The organism is Sphingobacterium lactis (genome assembly GCF_051951495.1).
GTDB classification, from domain to species: Bacteria; Bacteroidota; Bacteroidia; order Sphingobacteriales; family Sphingobacteriaceae; genus Sphingobacterium; species Sphingobacterium lactis_A.
This window is the reverse complement of record NZ_JBNHAS010000004.1, coordinates 258,543-284,413: the sequence shown is the minus strand read 5'-3', so window position 1 is coordinate 284,413 and position 25,871 is coordinate 258,543. Positions and strand designations below refer to the sequence as shown.

17 protein-coding genes are annotated in these 25,871 nt (G+C 39.5%); 6 read left to right on the top strand and 11 right to left on the bottom strand.

The window, feature by feature from the left end; genetic code table 11:
* Window position 1 precedes the first annotated feature (1 nt).
* Window positions 2–874: a hypothetical protein gene (locus ACP6L2_RS15325; RefSeq protein WP_440510181.1), complete on the bottom strand. Its 873-nt coding sequence runs from the start codon at window positions 872–874 to the stop codon at window positions 2–4.
* A gap of 209 nt (window positions 875–1,083) precedes the next feature.
* Between ACP6L2_RS15325 and ACP6L2_RS15320 the strand changes: the two genes are divergently transcribed.
* From ACP6L2_RS15320 to ACP6L2_RS15305, 4 genes are all read left to right on the top strand, one after another.
* The gene (locus ACP6L2_RS15320) at window positions 1,084–2,313 is read left to right on the top strand and encodes a deoxyribodipyrimidine photo-lyase (RefSeq protein WP_440510180.1); all 1,230 of its coding nucleotides are present in this window, start codon (window positions 1,084–1,086) and stop codon (window positions 2,311–2,313) included.
* A gap of 204 nt (window positions 2,314–2,517) precedes the next feature.
* Entirely contained in the window at window positions 2,518–5,256 is a 2,739-nt protein-coding gene (locus ACP6L2_RS15315; RefSeq protein ID WP_440510179.1) for a 2-oxoglutarate dehydrogenase E1 component, read from the top strand.
* Window positions 5,257–5,322: 66 nt separating this feature from the next.
* Window positions 5,323–6,561 carry a 2-oxoglutarate dehydrogenase complex dihydrolipoyllysine-residue succinyltransferase gene (odhB, locus tag ACP6L2_RS15310; RefSeq protein WP_440510178.1) on the top strand — a complete coding sequence of 413 codons (1,239 nt, stop codon included), beginning with the start codon at window positions 5,323–5,325 and terminating at the stop codon, window positions 6,559–6,561.
* Between the two features lie 141 nt (window positions 6,562–6,702).
* Entirely contained in the window at window positions 6,703–7,674 is a 972-nt protein-coding gene (locus tag ACP6L2_RS15305) for a hypothetical protein (RefSeq protein ID WP_440510177.1), read from the top strand.
* 2 nt (window positions 7,675–7,676) lie between these two features.
* Here the strand turns inward: ACP6L2_RS15305 and ACP6L2_RS15300 are convergent, their stop codons facing one another.
* Both ACP6L2_RS15300 and ACP6L2_RS15295 read right to left on the bottom strand, forming a co-directional pair.
* Window positions 7,677–9,602, bottom strand: coding sequence for an LTA synthase family protein (locus ACP6L2_RS15300; protein ID WP_440510176.1), 1,926 nt, complete (start codon window positions 9,600–9,602; stop codon window positions 7,677–7,679).
* An 11-nt stretch (window positions 9,603–9,613) separates the two neighbouring features.
* Window positions 9,614–11,494, bottom strand: coding sequence for an LTA synthase family protein (locus tag ACP6L2_RS15295; protein WP_440510175.1), 1,881 nt, complete (start codon window positions 11,492–11,494; stop codon window positions 9,614–9,616).
* A gap of 172 nt (window positions 11,495–11,666) precedes the next feature.
* Here ACP6L2_RS15295 and ACP6L2_RS15290 point away from each other — a divergent pair, with 172 nt between their 5' ends.
* Window positions 11,667–14,282, top strand: coding sequence for a valine--tRNA ligase (locus tag ACP6L2_RS15290; RefSeq protein ID WP_440510174.1), 2,616 nt, complete (start codon window positions 11,667–11,669; stop codon window positions 14,280–14,282).
* A gap of 146 nt (window positions 14,283–14,428) precedes the next feature.
* On the opposite strand, the gene ACP6L2_RS15285 is transcribed toward ACP6L2_RS15290, so the two are convergent.
* From ACP6L2_RS15285 to folB, 7 genes are all read right to left on the bottom strand, one after another.
* Window positions 14,429–14,932, bottom strand: a complete 504-nt coding sequence (locus ACP6L2_RS15285) for a PepSY-like domain-containing protein (protein ID WP_440510173.1) — start codon at window positions 14,930–14,932, stop codon at window positions 14,429–14,431.
* 51 nt (window positions 14,933–14,983) lie between these two features.
* Complete coding sequence (locus ACP6L2_RS15280) at window positions 14,984–18,058, bottom strand: efflux RND transporter permease subunit (RefSeq protein WP_440510172.1); 3,075 nt, start codon at window positions 18,056–18,058, stop codon at window positions 14,984–14,986.
* A 14-nt stretch (window positions 18,059–18,072) separates the two neighbouring features.
* Window positions 18,073–19,128, bottom strand: a complete 1,056-nt coding sequence (locus ACP6L2_RS15275; protein ID WP_440510171.1) for an efflux RND transporter periplasmic adaptor subunit — start codon at window positions 19,126–19,128, stop codon at window positions 18,073–18,075.
* A gap of 5 nt (window positions 19,129–19,133) precedes the next feature.
* Complete coding sequence (locus tag ACP6L2_RS15270) at window positions 19,134–20,495, bottom strand: TolC family protein (RefSeq protein WP_440510170.1); 1,362 nt, start codon at window positions 20,493–20,495, stop codon at window positions 19,134–19,136.
* Between the two features lie 32 nt (window positions 20,496–20,527).
* Window positions 20,528–21,154, bottom strand: a complete 627-nt coding sequence (locus tag ACP6L2_RS15265; protein WP_440510169.1) for a TetR/AcrR family transcriptional regulator — start codon at window positions 21,152–21,154, stop codon at window positions 20,528–20,530.
* 168 nt (window positions 21,155–21,322) lie between these two features.
* Window positions 21,323–21,766 carry an Hsp20/alpha crystallin family protein gene (locus ACP6L2_RS15260; protein ID WP_344673688.1) on the bottom strand — a complete coding sequence of 148 codons (444 nt, stop codon included), beginning with the start codon at window positions 21,764–21,766 and terminating at the stop codon, window positions 21,323–21,325.
* Between the two features lie 223 nt (window positions 21,767–21,989).
* Entirely contained in the window at window positions 21,990–22,358 is a 369-nt protein-coding gene (gene folB / locus ACP6L2_RS15255; RefSeq protein WP_440510168.1) for a dihydroneopterin aldolase, read from the bottom strand.
* 76 nt (window positions 22,359–22,434) lie between these two features.
* Between folB and ACP6L2_RS15250 the strand changes: the two genes are divergently transcribed.
* On the top strand, window positions 22,435–23,172 hold the full coding sequence (locus ACP6L2_RS15250; protein WP_440510167.1) for a 3-keto-disaccharide hydrolase: 738 nt from the start codon (window positions 22,435–22,437) through the stop codon (window positions 23,170–23,172).
* A 1,043-nt stretch (window positions 23,173–24,215) separates the two neighbouring features.
* Here the strand turns inward: ACP6L2_RS15250 and ACP6L2_RS15245 are convergent.
* The gene (locus tag ACP6L2_RS15245) at window positions 24,216–25,724 is read right to left on the bottom strand and encodes a GNAT family N-acetyltransferase (protein WP_440510166.1); all 1,509 of its coding nucleotides are present in this window, start codon (window positions 25,722–25,724) and stop codon (window positions 24,216–24,218) included.
* Window positions 25,725–25,871: the final 147 nt, after the last annotated feature.

Sequence of the window (25,871 nt, the reverse complement as noted above, 5' to 3'; positions counted from 1 at the left end):
ATTATTGGTCTAATCGGATCACCTGATCCAATGGTGTGAATGAAAACAGCATGATGTTTTTCCAGGTCGTATTGTCAATAGGATATTCCATGGTCATTAATCGTTTAAATTCAATTAAATCTTCCTTATTGACTTTGTACAACTTTTTGAACCAAAGTTTCATGAATAATCCAGGCACCTGAAAGCTCTTTACTGTAGCTTCTGGATAAAGATTCTTTTTATACAATCTGAAAATGTCCCGAACAGTTACTGTGTTAGGTCCACCGATTTCAATAAGCTCATTCTGAAAGTTCTTTTCCCAATCGACATTATAGATCCAACGGATGAGGTCTAATGCTGAAATCGGATTAAACTTAATATTCGCAAAGTCACCATCATAAGGTAAATACTTGGAATTGATGACTTGGTGCATGTATTTATCTAATACACTGCCCTTGCCAATGGCCAGATTTTTCAGAACAATGGTAAATGTAAAACCGGAATCGATCAAGACCTGCTGAATATAGCCCATATAGGGTTTATCCATTAATCGAGCGATATAAACGATTCGTTTACATCCATTACGTTCTGCTAACTGTATAAAATTTTTCAGGGTGATTAATTCCAAATTTAGATTAACCATTTCACCTAAAGTGGGGACATGAGTAATATAAATCGCCAATTGCACCCCACCGTGTATTTTAAAAGTCTCAAATTCAGCTCCCTTACGCAACAGATCAACTCTATCAAGAGAGCCCGTAGGTTCATCAAACATTTTCGCCCGAAACAAATCCAAATCCCTAGCAATACCATGCACATGGAATTCCCCTCCATTCAGGTTACTCATAGCACGTTTCCCCAAATATGAATTGAGACCTGATAAAAGCACTTCCATCAGTCCTCCTTCTTTTTAGTGAACATCTTTTAACATTAACAAACAGTAAATAGAATGTTATGTTTAATGTTTTTGATTTTTTTACAAAAGAAATGATTATTTCACAAAAAACACACATTGTCTATGGCATGTAAAAATAATGTATACCCTTCTATAGGCATCCCCAAAGCATTATATTTGCTAACACAGCATATTGGGGAATTAGCACAATGAGTAAAAAAGTAGTTCTTGTTTGGTTTAGAAATGATTTAAGATTGCACGACAACGAGGTTCTGACAGAAGCTTTAAATCGCGCAGATTTAATTATTCCTGTATATTGTTTCGACCCTCGCTATTTCTCCAAAAACAAATTCAACCAATACAATACCGGTGTCAACCGCGCACAATTTCTACTGGATACTGTATCCCATCTAAAAAATGAACTTAAAGGTTTAAATGCCGATTTGATGACTTTTGTGGGCTATCCAGAAGAAATCTTACCCAAACTTTGTGTGAAATATGAGATTGATGAAGTTTATCACCACCGCGAAGTAGCCACCAGAGAAACACAGATCTCGGAATCGGTAGAAGCGGCTTTATGGGAACAGAAAATTAATTTACGCCATTTTATTGGCCATACCCTCTTCCATAAGGAAGACCTCCCATTCCCTATCAAGGATATTCCTGATAAGTTCAATATCTTCAAAAAGAAAATTGAAAGAGAATCGGCTGTTCGGAAACCCTTTGACACTCCGCAAAGCATTCCCTATCCTACCCATTTGGAGCAAACACAATTGCCTTCATTACTCGAATTAGGCTATTCCGAAGAGGATATAGCAGAAAATGAGAATAAATGTATTGAAGGTGGTGAGGATAAGGCTATAACAAGCTTGGAACAATTATTAGATCCGCAATATTCTGGATTGGAGAATTATACCCACATCTCTCCATATATTGCCATTGGTGCACTTTCACCGATTTATATCTATGACCGAATGCGTCAATCCGATTTATCCCAAAATAAACGTAGATACGATCGTTTGATGACTTCCTTGTTGTGGCGGGATTACTTTCGATTTATGCTAAAGAAATACCCAAATGTGTTTTTCAAATCAAAAGGCCTACTTACAGAAGACGATTCAGAAGCCTTTTTAAACGAAGACATGTTAATCAAATGGAAAGCAGGAGAAACTGGCGAGGAGCAGATTGATGAGGCTATTCAGATGTTAAAAACATGCGGCAACATCACGTATGCCGTACGTCGAATGTTAGCTCGTTATTTTACACAGCAGGTATCCTCAAATTGGTTGATTGGGGCTTCCTTTTTCGAGGAATATTTACTAGATTATGCTCCAGCTACGACCTATGGTTTTTGGTCACACATGGCAGGAGTAGGAACTAGTCCAAAAGAGAATGTCAGTATCGACTGGGAAGAGTTCAGAAAAAAACTCTCTGCATAATATATTAACCAATAGGAAAGCGTTGAAAAATTTAACGTTATTTCACATTAGACTGGTAGAAGTATTATTAAATAAGGTCTAATATTTATTAATCCACCGGGAGGCTAGGAAAAAAGGCTAAAACATTGTATTTTATCAACATTTAATAAGGAAAACTCATATAATTATTGCTAAATTTGGCAAAATTTTATCTAACGTACCGACATGGACAAAATGACCTATTTGAGTAATGCCGACTCGAGTTATATCGACGGATTATATCAATCATACAAGGCAGATCCGAATTCCGTAGATTTCGGGTGGCAGAAGTTTTTTGAAGGATTTGATTTTGGTCAAGGTGCAGGATCTGGAACGATTGAAGCTGAAAATGTTCCGGAGCATGCCTTGAAGGAAATCGATGTATTGAACATGATCCATGGCTACAGAGATCGTGGCCACTTATTTACACACACTAACCCGGTACGCGAGCGTCGCAAATATTATCCTGGTAAAGAATTAGAGACTTTCGGACTATCCGAAGCGGATATGGACACTGTATTCAATGCAGGTGTTGAAGTTGGTTTAGGCCCTGCCAAACTACGCGATATCCGTCAATTAATCGAGGACACTTATTGCCGTTCCATCGGCGCGGAGTTTAAATACATCCGTAACCCTGAAAAGATCAAATGGTTGCAAGACCGCATGGAAGCGGACAGAAACCAACCTCACTATAACATTGAGCAGAAGAAACGTATTTTCAAAAAATTAAACCGTGCGGTTGTTTTTGAATCTTTCTTAGGCACAAAATTCTTAGGACAAAAACGTTTCTCCCTGGAAGGTGCAGAAAGTTTAATTCCTGCATTAGATTCAGTTATCGAGAAAGGCGCTAGCCTAGGTATCCAAGAATTTATGATTGGTATGGCACACCGTGGCCGTCTTAACGTACTTGCCAACTTAATGGGTAAACCTTACAAAACTATCTTCTCTGAATTTGAAGGTAAGATGTATGTGGAGGAAGATCCAGAATTACAATTTGGTGGTGACGTGAAATACCACTTAGGTTATTCTTCTGATGTAACTACAGAGGACGGAAAACACATCCACCTTTCCTTAGCTCCTAACCCATCACACTTAGAAACAGTTGACCCAATCGTTGAAGGTATTGTTCGCTCTAAGATTGACATGAAATATGATGGTGACTCTTCTAAAATTGCACCAATCTTAATTCACGGTGATGCAGCTATTGCTGGTCAAGGTGTAGTTTATGAGGTTACGCAAATGTCTAAGTTGGAAGGATACCGTACTGGTGGTACTATCCATATCGTGGTTAACAACCAAGTAGGATTTACAACCAACTACAAAGATGCCCGTTCAGGTACGTACTGTACAGACGTTGCAAAAATCACCTCATCTCCAGTATTCCATGTGAATGGTGATGATGTTGAGGCTTTAGTTTATGCAATTAATTTAGCGGTTGAATACCGTCAAAAATATAAGACCGATGTATTCATCGATCTATTATGTTACCGTCGTTATGGACACAACGAGGCGGATGAGCCTAAATTCACTCAGCCATTGTTGTACAAAGCGATTGAGAAACACCCGAATCCTAAGGATGTTTATGCGAAGAAATTGATCGATGAGAAATCCATCGATGCAGATTACTCCAAAGCAACTGAGAAGGAATTTAAAGATTACTTGCAAGAGCAATTAGAGGCTGCTAAAAAAGTAGAGAGCATTGAGGATGAAATCCCTATGTTTGGTGGTGCTTGGAAAGGATTACATGCCGCTAAGAAAAGTGAGATCTTTGGTAATTCGAACACCAAAGTATCTGATAAAGAATTCTTGACTTTAGCAAAAGAAATCACAACCCTACCTAAGGACAAAAAGTTCTTCCGTAAGATTTCTAAATTGTTCGAAGATCGTGCTGCGATGATTAAAAACGACAGCTACGACTGGGCAATGGGCGAATTAATGGCTTATGCTACTTTATTGAATGAAGGTAAGCGCGTTCGTATCTCCGGACAGGATGTTCAACGTGGTACTTTCTCCCACCGTCACGCTGTATTAACTTTAGAAGATTCTGAAGAGAAATACATCCCATTGGCAAATGTTAATGGTGGCGAGCGTTTCAATATCTACAACTCTTTATTATCCGAATATGCTGTATTAGGTTTTGAGTACGGTTATGCTTTAGCAAACCCACAATCCTTAACCATTTGGGAAGCACAATTTGGTGACTTCTATAACGGTGCACAAATCATCGTTGACCAGTACTTATCGAGTGCGGAAACTAAATGGAAGCGTTCGAACGGATTGGTAATGATGTTGCCTCACGGTATGGAAGGTCAAGGTCCTGAGCACTCTTCAGGTCGTATTGAGCGTTTCTTAGAGCTATGTGCAAACGACAATTTAATTATTGCAAACTGTACTACGCCAGCGAACTACTTCCACTTATTACGCCGTCAATTGACTCGCGATTTCCGTAAGCCATTGGTGGTATTTACACCGAAAAGCTTATTACGTCACCCGAAAGTGGTTTCTCCATTGGCAGACTTCACTAAGGTAGACTTCCAAGAGTTAATCGATGATAGCTACGCAAAACCTACAACTGTAAAACGTGTACTATTCTGTTCTGGTAAAATCTACTACGATTTATTGGAGAAACAACAAGCAGATAAGCGTACTGATGTAGCTATTGTTCGTTTAGAGCAATTATACCCTGCTCCTATTGAACAGATTCAAGCGGTTCATAAGCGTTATAAGAATGCGAAGGAATTCATTTGGGTTCAAGAAGAGAACGAGAATATGGGTGCATGGCCATATTACTGCCGTACCTTACGCAAAACTGACATCGAGTTTACCGATTATATTGCGCGTACAGCAAGTGGTAGCCCGGCTACAGGTTACATGAAAAAGCATGTGGCACAACAAGAAGCTATAATTAACAAATCATTCGAATAAACAAAATCTTAAGCCGTCCGTTATAAAGAGTAAGAACTATAACGGACGTCTTCAAAAAAGAACTATATGAGCTTAGAAATCAAAGTCCCTTCGGTTGGAGAGTCGATCACCGAAGTAACCTTGGCCCAATGGCTAAAACAAGATGGCGATTACGTTGAAATGGACGAGAACATTGCCGAATTGGAATCAGACAAAGCAACTTTTGAGTTGCCAGCAGAGAAAGCTGGTATCTTACGTATTATTGCTCAAGAGGGTGATACCTTAGAGATTGGTGCTGTTGTATGTACAATTGAAGAAGGCGATGCTCCTGCTGCTGGCGGCGAGAAAAAAGAAGAAGCTCCAGCAAAAGAAGAGTCTGCAGCACCTGCAAAAGCAGAAGCAGCAGATGAGAATCCTGATACGTATGCTGCAGGAACAGCGTCTCCTGCTGCAGCAAAAATCCTTAGAGAAAAAGGTATTGATGCTTCGACTATCAAAGGAACTGGTAAAGACGGTAGAATCACCAAAGAGGATGCTGAGAAAGCTCAAGCAGCTCCTGCAAAGACAGAAGCTAAACCTGCTGCTCCAGCGGCTACTCCTGCTGCAGCACCTGCGGTAGCTGGTGCGCGTGAAGAACGTCGTGAGAAAATGAGCTCCCTACGTAAAACTATCGCTAAGCGCCTAGTGGCTGTGAAAAATGAAACGGCTATGTTGACTACTTTCAATGAAGTAAACATGCAGCCTATCATGGATCTAAGAGCTAAATATAAAGATACATTCAAAGAAAAACACGGAATCGGTCTTGGTTTCATGTCATTCTTCACCAAAGCAGTAACTACTGCATTGAAAGAATGGCCTGCAGTTAATGCACGTATCGAAGAAAACGAAATCGTTTATTCTGATTTCGCAGATATCTCTATCGCTGTGTCTGCTCCTAAAGGATTGGTAGTACCTATCATCCGCAATGCAGAGTCAATGGCTTTATACCAAATCGAAAAAGCTATCGCTGAATTAGCGGTTAAAGCTCGCGATAACAAATTGACAATTGATGAAATGACAGGTGGTACTTTCACAATCACCAACGGTGGTGTGTTCGGATCTATGATGTCTACTCCTATCATCAATGCGCCTCAATCAGCAATCTTAGGTATGCACAACATCATTCAACGCCCTGTTGCTGAGAATGGTCAAGTGGTTATCCGCCCAATGATGTACATCGCTTTATCTTACGATCACCGTATCATCGATGGTCGCGAGTCTGTAAGCTTCTTAGTACGTGTTAAACAATTATTGGAAGATCCAGCTCGTCTATTGTTGGAAGTATAATCCATATAAAACATCTTGTAAAAGGCTGCTTGTATATAAATTACAGGCAGCCTTTTCTATTTTTGAGAAGAACTTTAAAATTATACCTATATTGTGAGGCATATGCATCTCTCTTTACGAAAATTATTTACCCTTCTCGGCTTGTTTACCCTAGTTTTTATAGGACAGTTAAACGCGCAACAAATCGGACTTAAAATTGATTTCCTTGGTTATGCGGATAACCGCGAATATCAAGCCCCATATACCATTCCAAAGACATTTTTCGGTGCTACCATCTCCCCTAATCTTTATTTTCAATTGGAGAATAATCACCGTTTGTATGGAGGTGCACATTTTAATCAGGAGTTTGGGATCAATAAAGAGAACCAAAGTCGTATCAACCCCATAGCCTACTATAATTACCAAACCGATAAGGTCGATTTTGCCATCGGTTTTATTCCTCGCTATGAAAGAACAAAGGATATACATCGCATGGTATTAGCCGATACCTTTCAATACGATCGGCCAAACTTGGAAGGAATGTATTTCCAATATAAAAACAAAGGCTTCAAACAAGCTTTGTTTATTGATTGGACAAGTAAACAGGGATTTAGTAATCGAGAACGGTTTATTGTCGGCTTATCTGGTAAATACCAAAAAGGCCTATTCTACATTCAAAATGAAGGTATGCTATACCACAATGCTTTAACTTCCAACGATAGCATTGATGAGCATATTCAAGATAATGCTTTGGTCATGTTACGCTTAGGTGTGGATTTAAGCAATAAGACAGTTCTAGATTCTTTAACCATTGATGCAGGCGCAAGCTATGGTCTTGACCGCGTTCGCTCGGTATATGAGATGCAAAAAGCTCCAGGCTTTATCTCCAATATCTACTTGGGCTATAAAAGATTCTTTTTAGCGAATACCCTGTATTTAGGTAAGGCTTTAAACCTACCGAATGGTGATTCTTATTATCATCGCTCAGGATATGATCGAATTGATATTGGATGGATACCTTTTAAGACCGATCGTATTGAAGGAAAATTCACGGCTTCCTTTCATGTATCCGATGGATATTTTGATAATCAGCAGCAATTTATTCTACGCTATCGATTTGGGAAGGATTTCTAAGCCTATTCCGCCGTCAGTTTGTTATGGATCATCCGATCATTATATTGCTGTATAAAGCCTTTTAGGCGCTCTAACATAGGTCCTTCGATTTGATGTTCTTTCCCCTTTAAATTTGTTTTTAAGAGCTTGTCGGTCTTTAAATTGAACAAGGATGTCACTTCTCGACTATCATAGGTCATGAAGTAATCGCCCAAGAAGAAATTATAGGATCCCCCCATATTGCTCACCACGAAGTTATTTCGGTCTTCTGAGAAAGCATCGAATCCAAATGCAAAATAAGGTTTATCGTATTCCAAATAGTTCAAAACCGTAGGCATAATATCAATTTGTTGTACCAACTTATCCGAGCTACCCTTTAATTCTCCACCCGGATAATAAAAGATGATGGGGATAGCAAATGAATTAGGTAAAGTATGGTATTCTTCAAAATAACTCATACTGGCATGATCAGCACAGATGACAAATAGGGTATTCTTAAACCAAGGTTTGGTTTTGGCTGTTTCAAAGAATTGTTTTAGGGCGAAGTCTGCATAGCCCAATGGCTCATGCAAAGGCAATTTTCCTTTCGGAAATTTACCAGCATACTTTTCCGGAACTTTAAAAGGATGGTGGGAAGACAAAGAAAAGAAACTACTAAAGAATGGTTCTTTAAAATGGTCCATCTCATTGGCCATATATTGCATAAAAGGCTCATCCCATATCCCCCATATCCCATCAAAATCAGCATCGTTATTATACTCATTCTTTCCAAAGTAATGTTTGATACCTGCTAATTGCATGTATGCCGAGAATCCCATACTTCCATTTGGTGCACCATGGAAAAAGGCTGTTTCATAGCCTTTATCGCCTAAAAGCTTAGCAATACTGGTAGTTTTATTTCCTGAGTATATAGAAAGCACAAAAGGCTCTCCAATGGATGGAATACCGGTTATAACCGACGGCAAGGCATCAATGGACTTACGTCCATTGGCATAGGAACGGGTAAAGCTGTAGGATTCTGTTATCAAAGAATCCAAAAAAGGCGTGTAGCCTTTATAGGTTCCTCCTTCCAAGTCTTTATTAAATGCGCCTATATGCTCTTTAGCGAAGCTTTCCAGGATTAGGAAAACAACATTCAATTTCTTAAATTCTGCTGAATCCTTTGGTTGGTGAATAACTGGATATTGCGCATTTAAATCTGCTTCTGAAAAGTAATTTACTTCCTTTAGTTTAAATGCCCGAAGCGTTTTCAATATGGAAAATGGCGTATTCAACACGATATTCATCTCCTCCGGAGATTTCACATAATCACCCGCATTGCTTAGGGTAATTGGTCTAGTGCTATGTGCCCATCCACCACGAACCCCTCCAATAAAGAGGAAAGCCACCAATAGTAAACCTAAGGTTTGACTGGCATAAAATTGCCAACCCAGGGATTTGGCTTTTACTAACTTAATCCAATCGTATGAGCGCCATAAGCCCCATACGATCAAAACAAATACAATCAGCAAATACCAATAGTCCAATAGGAAATCAAAGAACAAACTGAATAAATTGTCTTCATTGGAGAATTGACTAAAAACTGTGCCTGTTGTGCGTTTTAGCGTAAAAGGGAAATAAGCAAAATCAATCAGGTTTGCACCAATCCCTAAGGCATTAGTGGTAACAAATAGTATTTTACAAAACTTCTGAAAACCCAGATTATATTTAAACGGCAATGGCAAAGCATACAACAGAATGTACAGGATATTCAAATAGAATAAGGCAACGATATCAAAGCGTATCCCTCCGGCCATCATTTTCATTAACTCTGCAGTACTTATACCTGGGAATTGGGTTATGTTGATCCAATAAAATCCAATACGTAAGATCGCATAAATCAACAGCAAATAGATAATCCGTAGGAATATATTAATATAAGGTCCAAACCATCCTGTCAACTTAATCATGCTGGTAATAACTAATATTTCATAAAATCCTCGTATACTTCCTGGTAATATGCTTTGGCGATATTTAACAAGCTATCGGTTTTTGTGGAAGAATACGATTTATTGGCGAGGTAATTCACTGAATTACCGATATGGTCAAAGGATACACTTTGTTCAGGTGTGATGATACCAAAGGAATTTTTGGAATTATAAAATGCCACTTGTGCTGTAGTAGGATTTAATAAATCCCTACTCCAACGGTAATTATTAGCGGGGATACCCATCTGATGAAAGAGTGTGGCAACCATGTCATTTTGGTTTCCAATTCGATTCACTTTCATGCCGCGATAGGCAGGTTTTATCACATCACCGAAAAAGATCAATGGAATATGAAATCTTCGAGGATGCGTAATATCAAACTTTTCAGTAGGTAAGCGGTGACCATGGTCTGCAACCAATACAAAAAGCGTATTCTTATACCAATCTTCCTGTTTGGCTTTTTCAATAAAGTCCATGATAACAGAATCGGTATAATAAGCGGTGCTTCTAAACCTATTCGCATTGTTATCACTTCCGAATTTATAGCCATTATTTAAGGTAAAAGGCTCATGATTATTCAAGGTAAATAAGCTGTAGAAAAAAGGTTGCTTTTCCTTTTTAATATCCTTAACCATTTCGCCAAATACCACATGATCATATACTCCCCAGGAAGAACGTTCTTCCAATGGACCGAAATTCATGTTATCTGTAATACGTTCAATACCATGGCTTAGCATATAGGATTTCATATTGTAAAACTCACTCTGTCCACCATGGTAGAATGCCGTATGGTATCCCAATTCGTGGATTTCTTGACCCATGGCAGGAAGGTTTTCGTGCTTATCGATGTATTTGATGATGCTCTCTGGTCCTTGTGCAGGAAAGCCTGAGAATACCCCGATGATGCCTTTATCAGAGCGATCGGAGGTAGCATAAATCTGATCAAATAGAATCCCTTGTTGAATCAGTTTCTCCATATTAGGCGTAACACCCTTCTCGCCTCCCAAAGACTCAATGAGATCCCCCACAAAACTTTCCAATACCAACAAGACAATATTTGGTCTTTTAGTCGTCAATACATGGATTGCAGAATCTGGATTTGTTGTAAATACGGGCTGCAATAACTTCTCTCGGACCTCTTTTTCTTCAAAATAGCGATATGGCGATTTCTTACGACGACTGGAACTAAAGTACTCTTTCAACAAGGCATACTGCGTATTTACCGCAGCATGATTATAAAAAGCTTCATGCGAATAATATGCTCTACTCGGATTTAATGGCGCACGACCATATCCTCCACGGATAAAAGTAAACATCAGGATAGCTCCCAACAAAAAGAGCATACTGACCGCCATAGGCTTATTCAGATTACGGTATTTCAGCCCTTTCATTAGCTTCAAATACAGCCAATAACTCAAGCAGATGCCCACCAACATTCCCAGAATGGGTAAAACCACTGGAGTTGATTCAGCAGATGCTGCAGCTCCTATAGCATCCTCAAATACCGCATCTATCGCACGCTTAGAAATCTTATCTCCCCATTCCCTATAGATATTGACATTTACAAAGGAAGTCACAATATAGAGCACCAGGATAAAAAGCGTATAGATATTCAAAACCTTTTGTCCTAATCGGAGTTTCGGGATATAATAAGACAGAAAATAAAATAAAAATGGAAGCGCACAGATATAGGCAGCAACAGAAAAGTCTAATGCCAATCCATGGTAGTATATTCTAAAAACCTCTGTCCAATTGTCAGCACCTATTTTAGAAAAAAAAGAAGCAATAAAAATTGCTCGATCTAAGAAACAGATGAACAACCAAAAGGCAAAATACCGAGTAAAAATATTTAATTCATTGACAAGACGCTGCATGCCCTAATTCAAATTTATCGGCCAAATGTACGTTTAATAATTTTTAGGTAACCTATTCTTAACATAAATTTAGCATATTCAGCGGTTTGTCTTGCATATTTCTGTTCTGTTGATGGGAATTGAGCACATATTTGCGTATTTTTGTACTCATTTTAGATATTCCATATAAACAATGAGCATAGCAAAGACTTACAATCCGAAAGAAGCGGAAGACAAATGGTATTCCTATTGGATGGATAAGGGCTTTTTCCGTTCTGTTCCAGACGAGCGCGAACCTTATACCATCGTAATGCCTCCACCGAATGTGACTGGTGTATTGCACATGGGTCACATGTTAAACAACACTATTCAGGATGTCTTAATTCGTCGTGCCCGTATGCAAGGTAAAAACGCTTGCTGGGTACCAGGAACAGACCACGCCTCCATTGCTACGGAAGCGAAGGTCGTCGCTATGCTAAAAGAAAAAGGAATTGACAAGAAATCCATTACCCGTGATGAATTTTTAAAGTACGCTTGGGAATGGAAAGAGAAATATGGTGGTATCATCTTAAAACAATTGGAGAAGCTTGGTGCTTCTTGTGATTGGGAAAGAACTAAATTCACCATGGATCCTGATTTATCAGAAGCTGTAATTGACACCTTTATCAAATTCTATCGTGAAGGTTATATCTACCGTGGTATCCGTATGGTTAACTGGGATCCTCAAGGAAAAACAGCTCTTTCTGATGAAGAGGTAATCCGTAAAGAAGTCAATCAAAAACTTTACTATATCCGTTATCAAATCAAGGATAGCAACGAGTATGTGATTATTGCGACTACTCGTCCGGAAACCATTATGGCCGATACAGCAATCTGTATCAACCCGAATGACGAACGTTATAAGCACCTTCAAGGTAAATCCGTATTAGTTCCTTTGATTAACCGTGAAATCCCGATTATTCAAGATGAATATGTGGAGATGGAATTTGGAACTGGATGCTTGAAAGTTACACCTGCTCACGATTTGAATGACTATGAGTTAGGTCAAAAACATAATCTTGAAGTTATCGACATCTTAAATGATGATGGTTCTTTAAACGAGAAGGCGGAGATTCTTATTGGCGAAGATCGCTTTGCTGCTAGAAAGAAAATCGCTGTATTATTAGAAGAAGCTGGACAAATTGAGAAGATTGAAGACTACAAGTCACAAGTAGGATTTTCAGAACGTACGGATGCGGCTATTGAGCCTAAGTTATCCATGCAGTGGTTCTTGAAAATGGATGAATTGTCGAAGCCAGCATTAGAATATGTAGAAGATGGTACCATTAAGTTGATTCCTGAGAAATTCTTTGCTTCTTATAAGCACTGGATGGAGAATGTGAAAGATTGGTGTATCTCTCGCCAACTGTGGTGGGGTCAGCGAATTCCTGCTTGGTTTAACGACAAGAATGAATTTGTTGTTGCAAAAACTGAAGCAGAAGCAATTGTTGAGTTCGAAAAAGCGGGTAAATCTACACAGTCTATCCGTCAGGAAGATGATGTTTTAGATACTTGGTTCTCTTCCGGGTTATGGCCATTATCGGTATTTGATGGTGTTCGCAATCCAGAGAATCCAGAATTCCAATATTACTATCCGACCAATGATTTAGTGACGGCACCAGAGATTTTATTCTTCTGGGTAGCTCGTATGATTATCATGGGACACGATTATACACATAAGCCACCTTTCCGCAATGTGTACTTAACAGGTATTGTACGCGATAAATTGGGTAGAAAGATGTCGAAATCCCTAGGGAACTCGCCAGATCCAATTGAGTTGATGGAACAATACGGTACGGACGGTGTTCGTGTGGGTATGCTGTTATCCTCTCCTGCTGGTAATGATTTGATGTTTGATGTTTCTTATTGTGAGCAAGGAAGAAACTTTGCCAATAAGATCTGGAATGCTTTCCGTCTTGTAAAAGGATGGGAATCTGTTGAAGCTCCAGCTACTTCGTCACAGAAGATTGCTGCAGAATGGTTTGTACAACGCTTTAACCAGACTTTAACAGAGATCAACGAGCATTTTGAAAACTATCGCTTGTCGGATGCTTTGATGGCAACCTATAAATTAATTTGGGATGATTTCTGTTCATGGTATTTGGAGTTGGTAAAACCAGCTTACCAAGCGCCAATTGAATCGGAAACTTTAGCAACTGTAAAAGGACTATTCCAAAAGATTTTAACGCTTGCACATCCATTTATGCCTTTCCTAACGGAAGAGCTATGGCATGATGAGTTATTTGGCAATCGCGATGAACAAGATTGTATTATCGTAGCGAAATATCCAGTAGCTCAAGCCTTCAATGAGCAAGCTATTAAGGAATTCGCTATTGTTCAACAGATTATTTCTGAAGTAAGAAACATCCGTAATGCAAAAGGTATTTCCCCTAAAGTGGCATTACCATTAGCTATAAACGCGACAAATATTGACTACAGCAAATACCAAGACAGCATTAAAAAGCTGGCTAACATCGAAGATTTAAGCTTCGTTAAAGAGAAAGTAAGTGGTGCTGTGAGTTTCTTAGCGGGCAAGGACGAATGTTATGTAGCTTTAGAAAACAATATTGATGTAGATGCCGAGAAAGAGCGTATTGCTAAGGAAATCGAATACTTAAAAGGTTTCTTAGCATCGGTAGAAAAGAAACTTTCTAATGAGCGCTTTGTTCAAAATGCAAAACCTGAAATTGTTCAGAATGAGCAAAATAAAAAGGATGATGCTATTGCCAAAATCAATATCCTAGAAGATAGCTTAAAAAGCTTAGGATAAGCATCACTTAGCCATATATAAATAAAGCCGTTGAAGAATTTCAACGGCTTTATTTTTTATGAATAGCTTTTTTTATATAAAAAGGAAAAAGCTCCAAAAGATTAACTTTCAGAGCTTTGACCATATTTTGCGTCTAATAGAAAATGTTATTTTTCCTCACGTTGGAATTTACCATCCAAATCGAAGTAGAGATCCACATCGTTAGCTAACTCTAGCTCATAACCAGTGGATTCTTTATCGATCACCTGCACGGCAATATTTGGATAATTAGTCGAAAGATGTGTGCGTATCGGCTCTGGAATAGCCGATACGGGAACATTCTTCTGGTCTTTAACGGATATTTCCTTCCAATTACCCTCTTTATCAAAATCCAATTCAGTACCATCCGCTAAACGTGTTTCGAATAAAGTTCCATCAGCAGATGGAGACATCTTTTGATCGGTATTGACGATTGCTGTTCCTGCGAAGTGATCTGCAATAAACTTATTGGCAGCTTCAGGCAATGGAACCACATTTGGATCAGTTACAGGTTTCGTATCAATAGATTCCGTAGCTGGTCCTGATGCTTTCGGACTACCAGTCACTTCTTTTTGCTGATTATTACATGCCATAAACATCAAGGTAATACCAAGTATACTTAATCTTTTCATATCTAAATTCTTTACTCAACTAACAGCTTAACTTGCATATTGTTTTAGTAACTAGGCTTTAGCCTCCTCATCAGCCTTTTCTACCTCAATCTTAGGTGGAATCAATTTATACACCACCGGCGTAACAATACGAGATAATAAAGTCGAGCTAATCAAGCCCCCAATCATTACCGTTGCTAAAGGTGAAATCAATGGATTAGAAGACCAAGCAATAGGCAATAAACCACCAATTGCTGTTAAAGATGTCAATATGATAGGTAAGAATCGAATCTCTCCAGCCTTCTCAATAGCCTCATTTAATGCCATACCTTCTCTACGCAACTGATTGGTAAAGTCTACCAATAGAATGGTATTCTTAACCTCAATACCCGCTAAGGCCACAATACCTATCGTTGCCACAAAGGACAAGGTATTTCCTGTTACCAATAGCGCCAGTACCGCCCCTACAATTCCCAAAGGAATAACCGACAAGACTATTAAAGTACTCTTGAAGGTTTTAAATTCTAAGATCAAAACGGCAATAAACATAAACACCGTTATCATGATAATGGTTCCAAATCCACCGAACGCTGTCTCCCGACTTTCCACCTCTCCGCCCATTGCATAGCTATAACCTGTTGGCAACTGGAATGCATCCATCTGCTTAATAACCGATTGAATAACCTTATCATTGCCATATCCTTTCTTCACAAAGGAATTGACCGCAACCATACGCACCTTATTCTGGTGGTATATATTGGATGGCGAGATCTCAAACTCAAAGCTTGCTAATTGACTTAAAGGGATAGCGGTACCCGCCACATTATCCACAAAGACTTGCTCAAGAGTTTGCAGGTCGGCATCTTTTCCGCGAGGAACAGTAACCAAAAGATCGTATTCATTATCATCGGAATTTGGATCGGTATAAGTACCAACGGAATATCCCGCCAAAGCTACCCGAATAGTCTGATCTATGGCCGAAGTAGGAACTCCTAAGGCCATTGCTTTATCCCGATTGATGTGAACCCGAATATCCGTCTTATTGTTCTTGATCGGATTATTTATATATTCTGTCCCTTCGGTATTCTTTAATAGTTCTTCAATCTTAAAAGATAACGCTTGCAAGGTATCTAAGTTCTCGCCAAATACACGAACTTCAACCGGCGAGATGACAGGAACACCTTGCTCGAAATCCCTAACCTCAATCTTTGCACCCAAATATGGTGTCCATTTATCTCTTAAATGTTCTATCAAGGCCACCTTTTCCTTATACTTGATATCATCATGCAACTGCACAAAAATATCAGCATAGGCTTGGTTCTCCCGCTCCTGTTGCATATTGTAGTAGACCCTAGGATTACCCTTTCCAACATTGGAAGTATAATACTTTACTTCGGGCATATTCTTTAATTCAGCCTCTATATTACGGGTGATGCTATCGGTATAATGAATGTTGGATTGCAGTGCACTCTTGACATGAATCATGAACTGCGGTTTTTCAGATGGTGGAAATAAAGAGAATCCAACGACTGGAATCAAAGCCAATGACCCTGCAAAAATAACGGCAGCTATAATGGTCGTCCGACCAGGATGCTTTAAGGCCTTGTCTAAAAATACCCCATAACTCTTATGGATGATATTTTGCATGCCACGTAAAATTGCATTACCACCCTCATGTTCATGAGGCTTTAGAATCTTACTTGCCAAAAATGGAACAACCAATAAGGCAATGAGCATAGATCCTACGACAGATGCAATAACGGCAATAGGCATACTTCGAATAAACTCACCCGCCATTTCCGGCATAAATACCAAGGGTAGAAAAGCTATCACCAAGGTCACTGTACATCCCACTACAGCTAGCGCTATTTGCTCCGTTCCTTTTATAGCAGCCTCAAACCGACTATACCCATCGCGCATCCAGCGCTCTATATTTTCGACAACGACAATACTATCATCAACTACCAAACCTAGAGCAACCACAAAGCCCACAATACTCAGCTGATTCAACGAATAACCAAAGCTATTCAATACAATAACCCCAATACCCAAGGACAATGGAATAGCAATCATCACGACCGCAGATGCTCGAGTACCCAATGGCAATAAGGTAAATAGCACCAAGGTAATGGCAATGGCAAAGTCAATACCCAACCCACTCAAACGCTTATTGACATTCTCTGCTTGATCAAAACTCAAGATCAAATCCACATTCTTAGGCAGGCTTTCCTTGAACTTATCCAATACCGCATGGTATTCCTTCTGCGTATCGGAGATATTCATTCCTTCCTTTTGTGCGGCATTAATCAATAAGGCTTGATAACCATTCAATCGCGTAGTATGACTAGCAGTCCCAAAAGTTGGATATACATTTGCTACATCCTTCAGCATGATGTTTTTACCATTCATGCTCGAGATAATGGTATTGCCTACATCGTCGATACTCTGATAATTGCCCGAACTTTTTACCGAGAAAGTCTGTGTGCCTGCTTCTACACTACCCGCAGGAATATTTTGATTTTCTGCCTGTACCGATTGTATGATTCGATTTAATGGAATCTTTAACTCCGCCAGCTTAGCTTGGTCGACATCGATACGAATTTGTTGATCGGGCAGTCCTGAGATCTCCACATTCTTTAATGCCTTGATCTTCTCCAGTTCCTGTTTCAGCTTATCTGCCAATTGCTTCAATGTAGCTTGTGAAGCATTAGCAGAAACCATAGCAACCTGTATCACCGAGGTGTTTGTCGGATCAATTTTCAATACTTCCGTGCTGTATAGGTTTGCTGGCAATTCAGGTCGTGCAGCATTCAGTTCTCTTACCAATTCTTGGTATTTGTCGTCATAGTTAGCTCCATATTCAAACTCCACAAAGAAAGAGGCCACCGAATTATTGATGGTGGTATGGATCTTCTTTACATTGTCCAAAGAGTAGAATCGAGCTTCCAGGGGTTTGACAATTAGCTGTTCCATATCCTTGGGGTTGGTCCCAGGATGGATAACCAATACTGGAAAACTCGCAGGTTTCATATCGGGATCCTCAGCCCTAGGCATGGTCAGAATAGCACTTACCGCAACCACAATGATCATCAAGACCATGGTCAGGGTAAATTGGTAATTCCGGATTGGATACTTAATTAAACTCATGATAGCGCTTGATTTTACTTAATGATTTGAATGGCCGTTCCGTCTTGCAAATATGGACTTCCAGAGATAATAAGACCCTGTGCATTCTCCAATCCTGAAGAAATCAGCACCATATCCTTTTCAATTTTCGCAATCTTGACCTTTTGTCTTTTTGCTTTCTTACCATCCAAGGTGATAAATACATAGCCCTCTTGACCATCTCCATCCAGCAAAGCACTGTAAGGAACTCGCCAATAAGGATCGGTTCCTTTGCTATGTGAGAGAATCCAAGAGCGCCCAAAAATACCAGATGCCAATTTATACGAAGGCTTATTGCGAAGCTCTAAAAAGATGCTGAAAGTTCCTGATTGAGGGTCTAAGCCTTCCGATTTCTTGGACACATAAGCCGCAAGGGTATCCTTAGGCATCGCATCGGTCGTAATCTTTGCGGCATCACCAACCTTAATCTGTGTCCATTGCTGATCGGAAACCCCAACCTTCAATTTCCAATTGGATTGATTGGCACCATTCACCTGCAATACCGGAGTACCTGGACCTACTATTTGTCCTTCATTCGCCAGCTTTGCCAAAACATATCCAGAAACTGGTGCATAGATATTCATGTATTGCTGATTGAAATTAACCGATTTCACATCCTGATGCGCCACATCCAATGCTGTCTTTGCATTCTGCAATTGTTCTAAGGTAGCCACAGAATCACGGTAGAGTTTTAGGGCTCTATCATAATCCCTTCTTGCCTTCTCCACCGCAAGGGATGCTTGCCCTGCTTTAGCATCTACTTCTGAACTCAGCACAGAAGCCAGTAATTGCCCCTTACGAATCGGGTCACCTTCTTTGACCAATATCCTGGAGATGACACCACCATTTTTAAAACCCAAGATGGTTTCATCATCTGTTGTAAACACACCTGTAGCCTCAATTGTATTGGCTGCACCATAGGATTGCAGATCCATTAGTTTAACAGGAATGGTATCTTGTTTTGGAATAGCCGAAGTTCGTTCCTCCTGGTGACAGGAGAACAGCAAGGTCATTGCAGCGGCTAGGATTAGCGTGGAATATATCGTTTTCATGTTGTTTATTTTAAGGGATAAATGGCGTTTTCTCGTTCAAATTTGGCTAGTGCCGATAATAATTTATAAGCAGCTATATTATTAGCTAGTTGCGCATTGGTGTATTGCGATCGTGCATCTATTGTTTCCAAGTAGCTGTTCACACCTTCGTTAAACCCACGAAGGATTAAGCGTTGGTAACTACCTGCAGCTTCCAGTTGCACTTTGGAGCTTTCATAATTCTTTTGAGCAGCCAAAAGTTCATTTTTCGAAACCTTTGCAGATAGCTCCAATTGTTGTTTTGCCAGATCTAATTTATTTTTGGCTTCTTCAACGGCTAATTGACTCTCCTGTATTTTCAGCTTATTGCGGTTACCATTGAATATGGGAAAGGTCAATTGAGCACCTATCATATAATACTGGGACTGCCTGGAGACTTTCATTCCTTCAGCTTGTGAACCTAAATCTAAGAAAGCACTTAGCTTTGGAATAAATACTTGCTTATTCATTTGAACCATGGACTCCTGCATGGCAATGTTATAATCCAATGCTTTGAGTTCTTCGCGTTCCTTCACATCTACCTCCAAGCCTAGGGCTTGAATACCATTTGCTTGCTGCTTAGTTTCTACTTGTTCTATAGGGCTTTCCGCATCACGATTCAACAAGGCATTGAAATAATATTTCGCGTTTTTGACCTGTTGGTCCGCCTCAGCTATCTTTGCTTCATGCTGTGCCAATTCTGCATTTGCACGGATGACATAGGCCGGCAATCCTTTTCCAGCTTCTAGTAATTTCTCATTTACCCGTCTGCCCTCTTGCGCCAAGATCTTCGCATTCTCGTAAATGCCCCTAGCTTCTAATGCACTCAGGTAATTGAAGTAGGCGATTTTAATATCCTTTACCAACTCCCGCTGATATTGCTCCAACTCCTGTTGGCTCATTTTGACCACTTGTTCCCGTATATGCTTATTATGCTTGATATCGGTATTGATAATCGGGACAGCAGTCCGAATCTTCGCATCGTAATAATGCTGAGGTAAGAAGTTGATCTGTTGATTTTCAATCTGTGGGAAAGCTTGACTTTGGGTAAGCTGATTTAAGGTGGTATAAACCGGATTTAACATATCCCCGATTGGAAGATCAATGGAACGACCTCCATCGGCATGTGAATAAGTCATCTCAAAGGATATATTGGGTAAATACATGGTTCTCGCAGCATCCAAACCATTCATTGCTCGTTTGAGTGAAAGATTTTTGGAAACTAATAGTAGGTTGCTATCCAGACCTTGCCGGATATATGTTTCCAATACCTGGTCCTGAGCCTTAACCTGCCCTATCATAAGAAGGAGCAGAATTAACAGACTAACTAAACGTTGGGGCATCTTCATGTTAACAGTGTTAAGTAAGTGTTTAAAATTTTTTATTTTGCGTCTAGCATTAATTTCAATAAAACTTGAAAAGAAGAATAAATCATCTCTTTGCTGGTTGATTTTGCACCAATCACATCAATCACATGATCCAAATGCTGAGTCAGGTATAGGGAAACTAAACCATGTACCGCTGCCCAGGCTTGTAAGGTAACATCCTCAGCTTGCATACCCTGAAAATAACCTTTCGATTGACATTCCAACACCGTATTTCGGAGAAAGTCCAGCACACGCTCTCCTTCCAGCCAATGTTCTTCATCACAGTTATGGTTTAAGAAGTCCATTGGTTCCCGCATCATAAACATAACCTCATAATATTCAGGATTATCCAATGCGAATTCAATGTAGTTTTTACCTGCCGCCTTAAGTCTTTCGTATGGATCTTCTACCACAACCAAAGGCATAAAGCGGTCTCGTAGTAATCCGAAACCTACTTGATGCAGGTTATATATTAAATCGTTCTTGTCTTTGTAATGTAGATAAATACTCGTTGGGCTAAACCCAATCTCTTGCGCAATCTTACGAATCGAGGTAGATTCATATCCCTGTTGCACAAAAAGCTTTTTAGCAGCTTCTAGTATGAGTACCTTTAAATCTTCTTTTGGTTTTTGCTTCTTCACCCTATTTCTGATATTTTCAAAACAAAACTACTTAACGGTGTTAAGTAGTTCTTATTAAATTTAAACAAAAGACATTTCCATGACAATTAAGCTTCCATAAGTTATCTGCTAGAAACCAAAAAAGGGCAGCATGTACATGCTACCCTTATCAACTAACCACAACTAATTTTACTTCACCTCTATTTGTCTTTTCGCTATTTTCGCTTCCTCTTTTTTACCGATTGTAATGGCTAATACACCATTTTCATACGAAGCGTCGATATTCGAATAATCTACTACTTCTGGAAGGGTAAATGATCTGGAGAAAGAAGTATAGCTAAATTCTTTTTTGCTATATGTTTTTCCGTCTTCTACTTTTTCTTCTTGTTTTTCTACAGAAATGCTCATGACATTCTTGTCAACATTGATTTTGAAATCAGATTTCTGTAATCCCGGAGCAGCTAATTCAATGCTGAATGACTCTGGGGATTCTGTAATGTTTACCGCAGGTACACGAGTAACTAGACGGTCCGTGATGAATGAATCATTGAAAAGATTATCAAATACATTGTTTACAAATGGATTCACTGCATCAGTGTTGTAAGATTTTCCAGGTAATTTAATTAATGCCATGTTATTATTCCTCCTTATTATTTTTTTAAATTTTATCGTTTTCTTTATTCAATTATATCTACCTCTATTCAATCAACGTACCAATGCAAATAATTGATATTTATAAGACAAATTGTCTTATATGCGCGTTATGACCAAGCCATAATGTCATAGATAGAATTATATCCACATGACAATTAAGGCTTTACATGAAAGCAACAGTATAAAGGAAAAATGGTTTTAATTAATCTTTTTTATAATGTAGGGAGACTACAGAATTGGCAACATCGCCACCAAAAGGCGGATTTACCTTACGGATTCTAACTTCAATTTCTTGGACGAAAGAATAGGATTCTACCAGCATATTCAATATATCCTCTGCTGCCGATTCTAACAATTTACGCCTTGGGCTCATGACCTCCACCAATATCCGATAAAGCTCTTCGTAATTGATGGTATTGCCGATATCCTCCGCATCTGGGTTCTTAAAAGGAAAACTTACTGATACGGTCACAAAGAATTCATTTCCTAAAATTTGTTCTTCTTCATAAAACCCAATTGGGGAATAAAATCGAACTTCTTCTAAGGATACCTTTTGAATAATCTGTGCCATTTTATGTAAAGTTTTGATGATTGTTAAATAAAAATAATCAATATTCTTATATTAATACAAATAAAAAACTCAACCTATGCCCAAGCAATTCCTAATTTTAGGCTTATTAGCCTTATCCCTAAGCAGTCATGCACAAACAAAATTCCAACCACAGGATACCGAATTTTATAGTCCTGTCCCTCCTATTGTAAAGACTTCGGCTCATGCTGCACCAAGTGACGCTATCGTTCTATTTGATGGCAGTAACCTGAACGAATGGCAAAGTGACAAACAGAAAGATCAAGCTGCCGCCTGGACCATCAACAAGGACATCCTAACGGTAAAACCTGGAGCAGGTGCCATTCGAACGACTCGGGAGTTTCAAGATTTCCAACTGCACCTGGAATGGCGAAGCCCAGAAGTTATTAAAGGCGAAGGACAAGGTCGGGGTAATAGCGGCGTATTTCTACAAGGGAAATATGAAATCCAGATTCTAGATAACGACGACAACAAAACCTATGTAAACGGTCAAGCCGGAAGCATCTATAAACAAAGTGCACCATTGGTTGAAGTCCGAAAACCTGATAATGGATGGCATACTTACGATATTATCTATACAGCACCACGATTCAATGAAAATGGTCAACTCCTAAAAAGAGGAGTAGTTACGCTATTGCACAATGGGGTATTGGTTCAAAACAACACCGAATTGCAAGGAACTACTGAATACATCGGAATGCCTAAAATGATTGCCCATGGGAAAGGTCCCATCATCCTTCAAGATCATGGAAACCCCGTTTCCTTTAGAAATATTTGGATCAGGGAGTTGAAGTAATGAACGGAATGTCTGCCCGTCTTTTTGACAACAGATGATAGACACAAGACACCCGACCTTTTAAGCTACTAAGAAGTTAGGGGCTTGGCGGGCGATGCATGCATCGCCCCTACAAACAATCGTAAAAACATGGGCAATCATGACCATTACTGTAGGGTCGAAGCATGCTTCGACCGTTATCCTAAATTCAATTTCTCTTTCACGCCAATAGGTCTATCTACTAAATACTCGGTACTATATACTCCTTTTTAGACCGGGCAGAAATTCCGCTGCGCTCAGTGCTGCCCCTACGCATGGAGAACTACTTGAAGAATATAAAACTACCTAGTTAGCACACCTGGTAGGGGCAGTACTGAGTGAGTTTGAGGATGGGGATTTATCCTCGACGAAAACGAACGGAATGTCTGCCCGTTTTTTTGACAACAGATGATAGACACAACACACCAGACCTTTTAAGCTATTATGAAGTTCGGGGTATGATGGGCGATGCATGCATCGCCCCTACAAACAATCGTGAAAATATTGGCAATCATAACCATAACTGTAGGGTCGAAGCATGCTTCGACCGTTATTCAAAATTCAACAACCTCTATCCCGCCAATAAGTCTAAAATCTGGCGTCTTTCGTCTGTTGTCTCATCGTCTTTCAAAGGGGTTTGCTAGGGGTTTGCTAAGGGTCAAGTAGGGGTTGGATTCGAGACTCTAACGGATCTCCTTCGGAACTTGTTCGGATCTCCTTCGGATCTCGTTCGGTTCCGACCGAACGAGATCCGAACAAGATCCCTATCAGATCCTTAGAAATTCCTTAGGGTTCTCGAACTCAACCCAAGTGAAACCCCTACTTCATACGAATCAAACATTAACAAAGTACCACACATAGTACCTTGTAATTACAGGCTTATTAAAAGGATATTAATGATTGAATAGCATATTGGAAAAAGTTAATACCTAACAGGACATTTCTCACATCGATAACTATCTAAAAACAAGAAGATCCAAGCCTATTTGGCTTGGATCTTCTGAAGTAATTATCTTAAATAATCTTTATTTCAATAGATTCACGGAATAAAGGTCTTTACGTCTGTCTTGCAAAATTTTGACTGTACCGTATTCATGTAGGTCACGTAATGCGGTTAAATCCACGTCGGCAATAAGTACCATCTCCGTATTCGGAGTAGCCTCTGCTTTTATAGCATTGTTAGGGAAAGCAAAATCCGATGGTGTAAATACGGCCGATTGCGAATATTGAATATCCATATTGTTGACTCGAGGTAAGTTACCAACAGAACCTGCAATCGCCACATAACATTCATTTTCGATGGCACGAGCCTGTGCACAAGAACGAACGCGGATATAACCATTTTGGGTATCCGTCATAAATGGAACAAAGAGAATTTGCATTCCTTGATCGGCAAGGATACGGCTTACTTCCGGGAATTCTACATCATAACAAATCAACAAACCTACCTTACCACAATCGGTATCAAACACCTTGATTTCACTACCACCTACCAAACCATAGTATTTGAATTCATTCGGGGTAATGTGAATTTTCTTATAAGAATCCAGGCTACCATTTCGGTGGCATAGGTAAGAGATGTTATATAATTTACCACGTTCCATGATCGGCATGGAGCCGGCGATAATATTCACGTTGTAGGATACGGCGAATTGCTGAATCTTCTCAATGATTTCCTTGGTATGTTCTGCTAATTTCTCCATGGCTAAACGCTCTGGAAGCTCATTGTAAGGGCTCATTAATGGGGAGTTGAAAAACTCCGGAAACATGATGAAGTCTGTTCCATAATCACTCACGGTATCCACGAAGAACTCCACTTGATCGTAAAACTCTTGAAGATCTTTGAAATGACGCATCTGCCATTGCACCAAGCCTAATCGAATGGTTTGCTTAGAGGCCGAGAATGACTTCGCTAATGGTTCATAATAGATGTTATTCCATTCCAATAGCGTAGCTACTTCCATGGACTCTGTATCCTCAGGCAAGTAGTTCTTTAAGATCTTTTTGACGTGAAAATCATTGGACAATTGAAAGGTTAGGGTCGGATCGTAAATCTCTTTGCGTTTTACCTTTTCAATATAAGTCCTTGGGGTCATGCTATCCGCGTAATTGTGGTAATTCGGTATACGACCACCAGCGATGATACGCTGCAGGTTCATTTCCTCACACAGCTCTTTACGCTGATCGTACAGCCTTCTTCCTAGTCGAAGGGACCGGAAGTCCGGATGCACGAAAACTTCGATTCCATAAAGCGTATCCCCCTCATAATCGTGTTTCTCAAACTTTCCATCATCTATGATGCTGTAATATTTATCGTAAATATTGGTCTTTTGGGAATTCAGAATAATGGATAATGCACAAGCCACCACTTTACCATCTACCTCGACAGCTATTTGCCCTTCTGGGAAAATATCAATGAGGTCAACAATATTCTCTTTTGTCCATACATCGCCCAAACCTGAGTAGGCTTCAGCCATAGACTTCTTTAAATCCTTATAATCTTTTTTCGTAAGGGTCCTTACTTTAATATCCATATATCTTTTGCTTAATATGCCGGAGACGACAATATACTTAAATAATCAAATCCCATTCCAATTTTACGGTACAAAGGTAAGTAAAGGCTATGTGAAGGGCGTTATTTTCAAATTAATTACCAAATACAGACAAAAAAAAGCCAGTTT

What these genes read in the sequence shown, in the direction of transcription:
- ACP6L2_RS15280 (WP_440510172.1), bottom strand. Translation starts at nt 18,058, where the DNA reads ATGAGTTTAATTAAGTATCCAATCCGGAATTACCAATTTACCCTGACC.
- ACP6L2_RS15300 (WP_440510176.1), bottom strand. Translation starts at nt 9,602, where the DNA reads ATGATTAAGTTGACAGGATGGTTTGGACCTTATATTAATATATTCCTA.
- ACP6L2_RS15285 (WP_440510173.1), bottom strand. Translation starts at nt 14,932, where the DNA reads ATGAAAAGATTAAGTATACTTGGTATTACCTTGATGTTTATGGCATGT.
- ACP6L2_RS15290 (WP_440510174.1), top strand. Translation starts at nt 11,667, where the DNA reads ATGAGCATAGCAAAGACTTACAATCCGAAAGAAGCGGAAGACAAATGG.
- ACP6L2_RS15250 (WP_440510167.1), top strand. Translation starts at nt 22,435, where the DNA reads ATGCCCAAGCAATTCCTAATTTTAGGCTTATTAGCCTTATCCCTAAGC.
- ACP6L2_RS15270 (WP_440510170.1), bottom strand. Translation starts at nt 20,495, where the DNA reads ATGAAGATGCCCCAACGTTTAGTTAGTCTGTTAATTCTGCTCCTTCTT.
- ACP6L2_RS15260 (WP_344673688.1), bottom strand. Translation starts at nt 21,766, where the DNA reads ATGGCATTAATTAAATTACCTGGAAAATCTTACAACACTGATGCAGTG.
- ACP6L2_RS15275 (WP_440510171.1), bottom strand. Translation starts at nt 19,128, where the DNA reads ATGAAAACGATATATTCCACGCTAATCCTAGCCGCTGCAATGACCTTG.
- ACP6L2_RS15245 (WP_440510166.1), bottom strand. Translation starts at nt 25,724, where the DNA reads ATGGATATTAAAGTAAGGACCCTTACGAAAAAAGATTATAAGGATTTA.
- ACP6L2_RS15320 (WP_440510180.1), top strand. Translation starts at nt 1,084, where the DNA reads ATGAGTAAAAAAGTAGTTCTTGTTTGGTTTAGAAATGATTTAAGATTG.
- ACP6L2_RS15325 (WP_440510181.1), bottom strand. Translation starts at nt 874, where the DNA reads ATGGAAGTGCTTTTATCAGGTCTCAATTCATATTTGGGGAAACGTGCT.
- odhB (WP_440510178.1), top strand. Translation starts at nt 5,323, where the DNA reads ATGAGCTTAGAAATCAAAGTCCCTTCGGTTGGAGAGTCGATCACCGAA.
- ACP6L2_RS15315 (WP_440510179.1), top strand. Translation starts at nt 2,518, where the DNA reads ATGGACAAAATGACCTATTTGAGTAATGCCGACTCGAGTTATATCGAC.
- ACP6L2_RS15295 (WP_440510175.1), bottom strand. Translation starts at nt 11,494, where the DNA reads ATGCAGCGTCTTGTCAATGAATTAAATATTTTTACTCGGTATTTTGCC.
- folB (WP_440510168.1), bottom strand. Translation starts at nt 22,358, where the DNA reads ATGGCACAGATTATTCAAAAGGTATCCTTAGAAGAAGTTCGATTTTAT.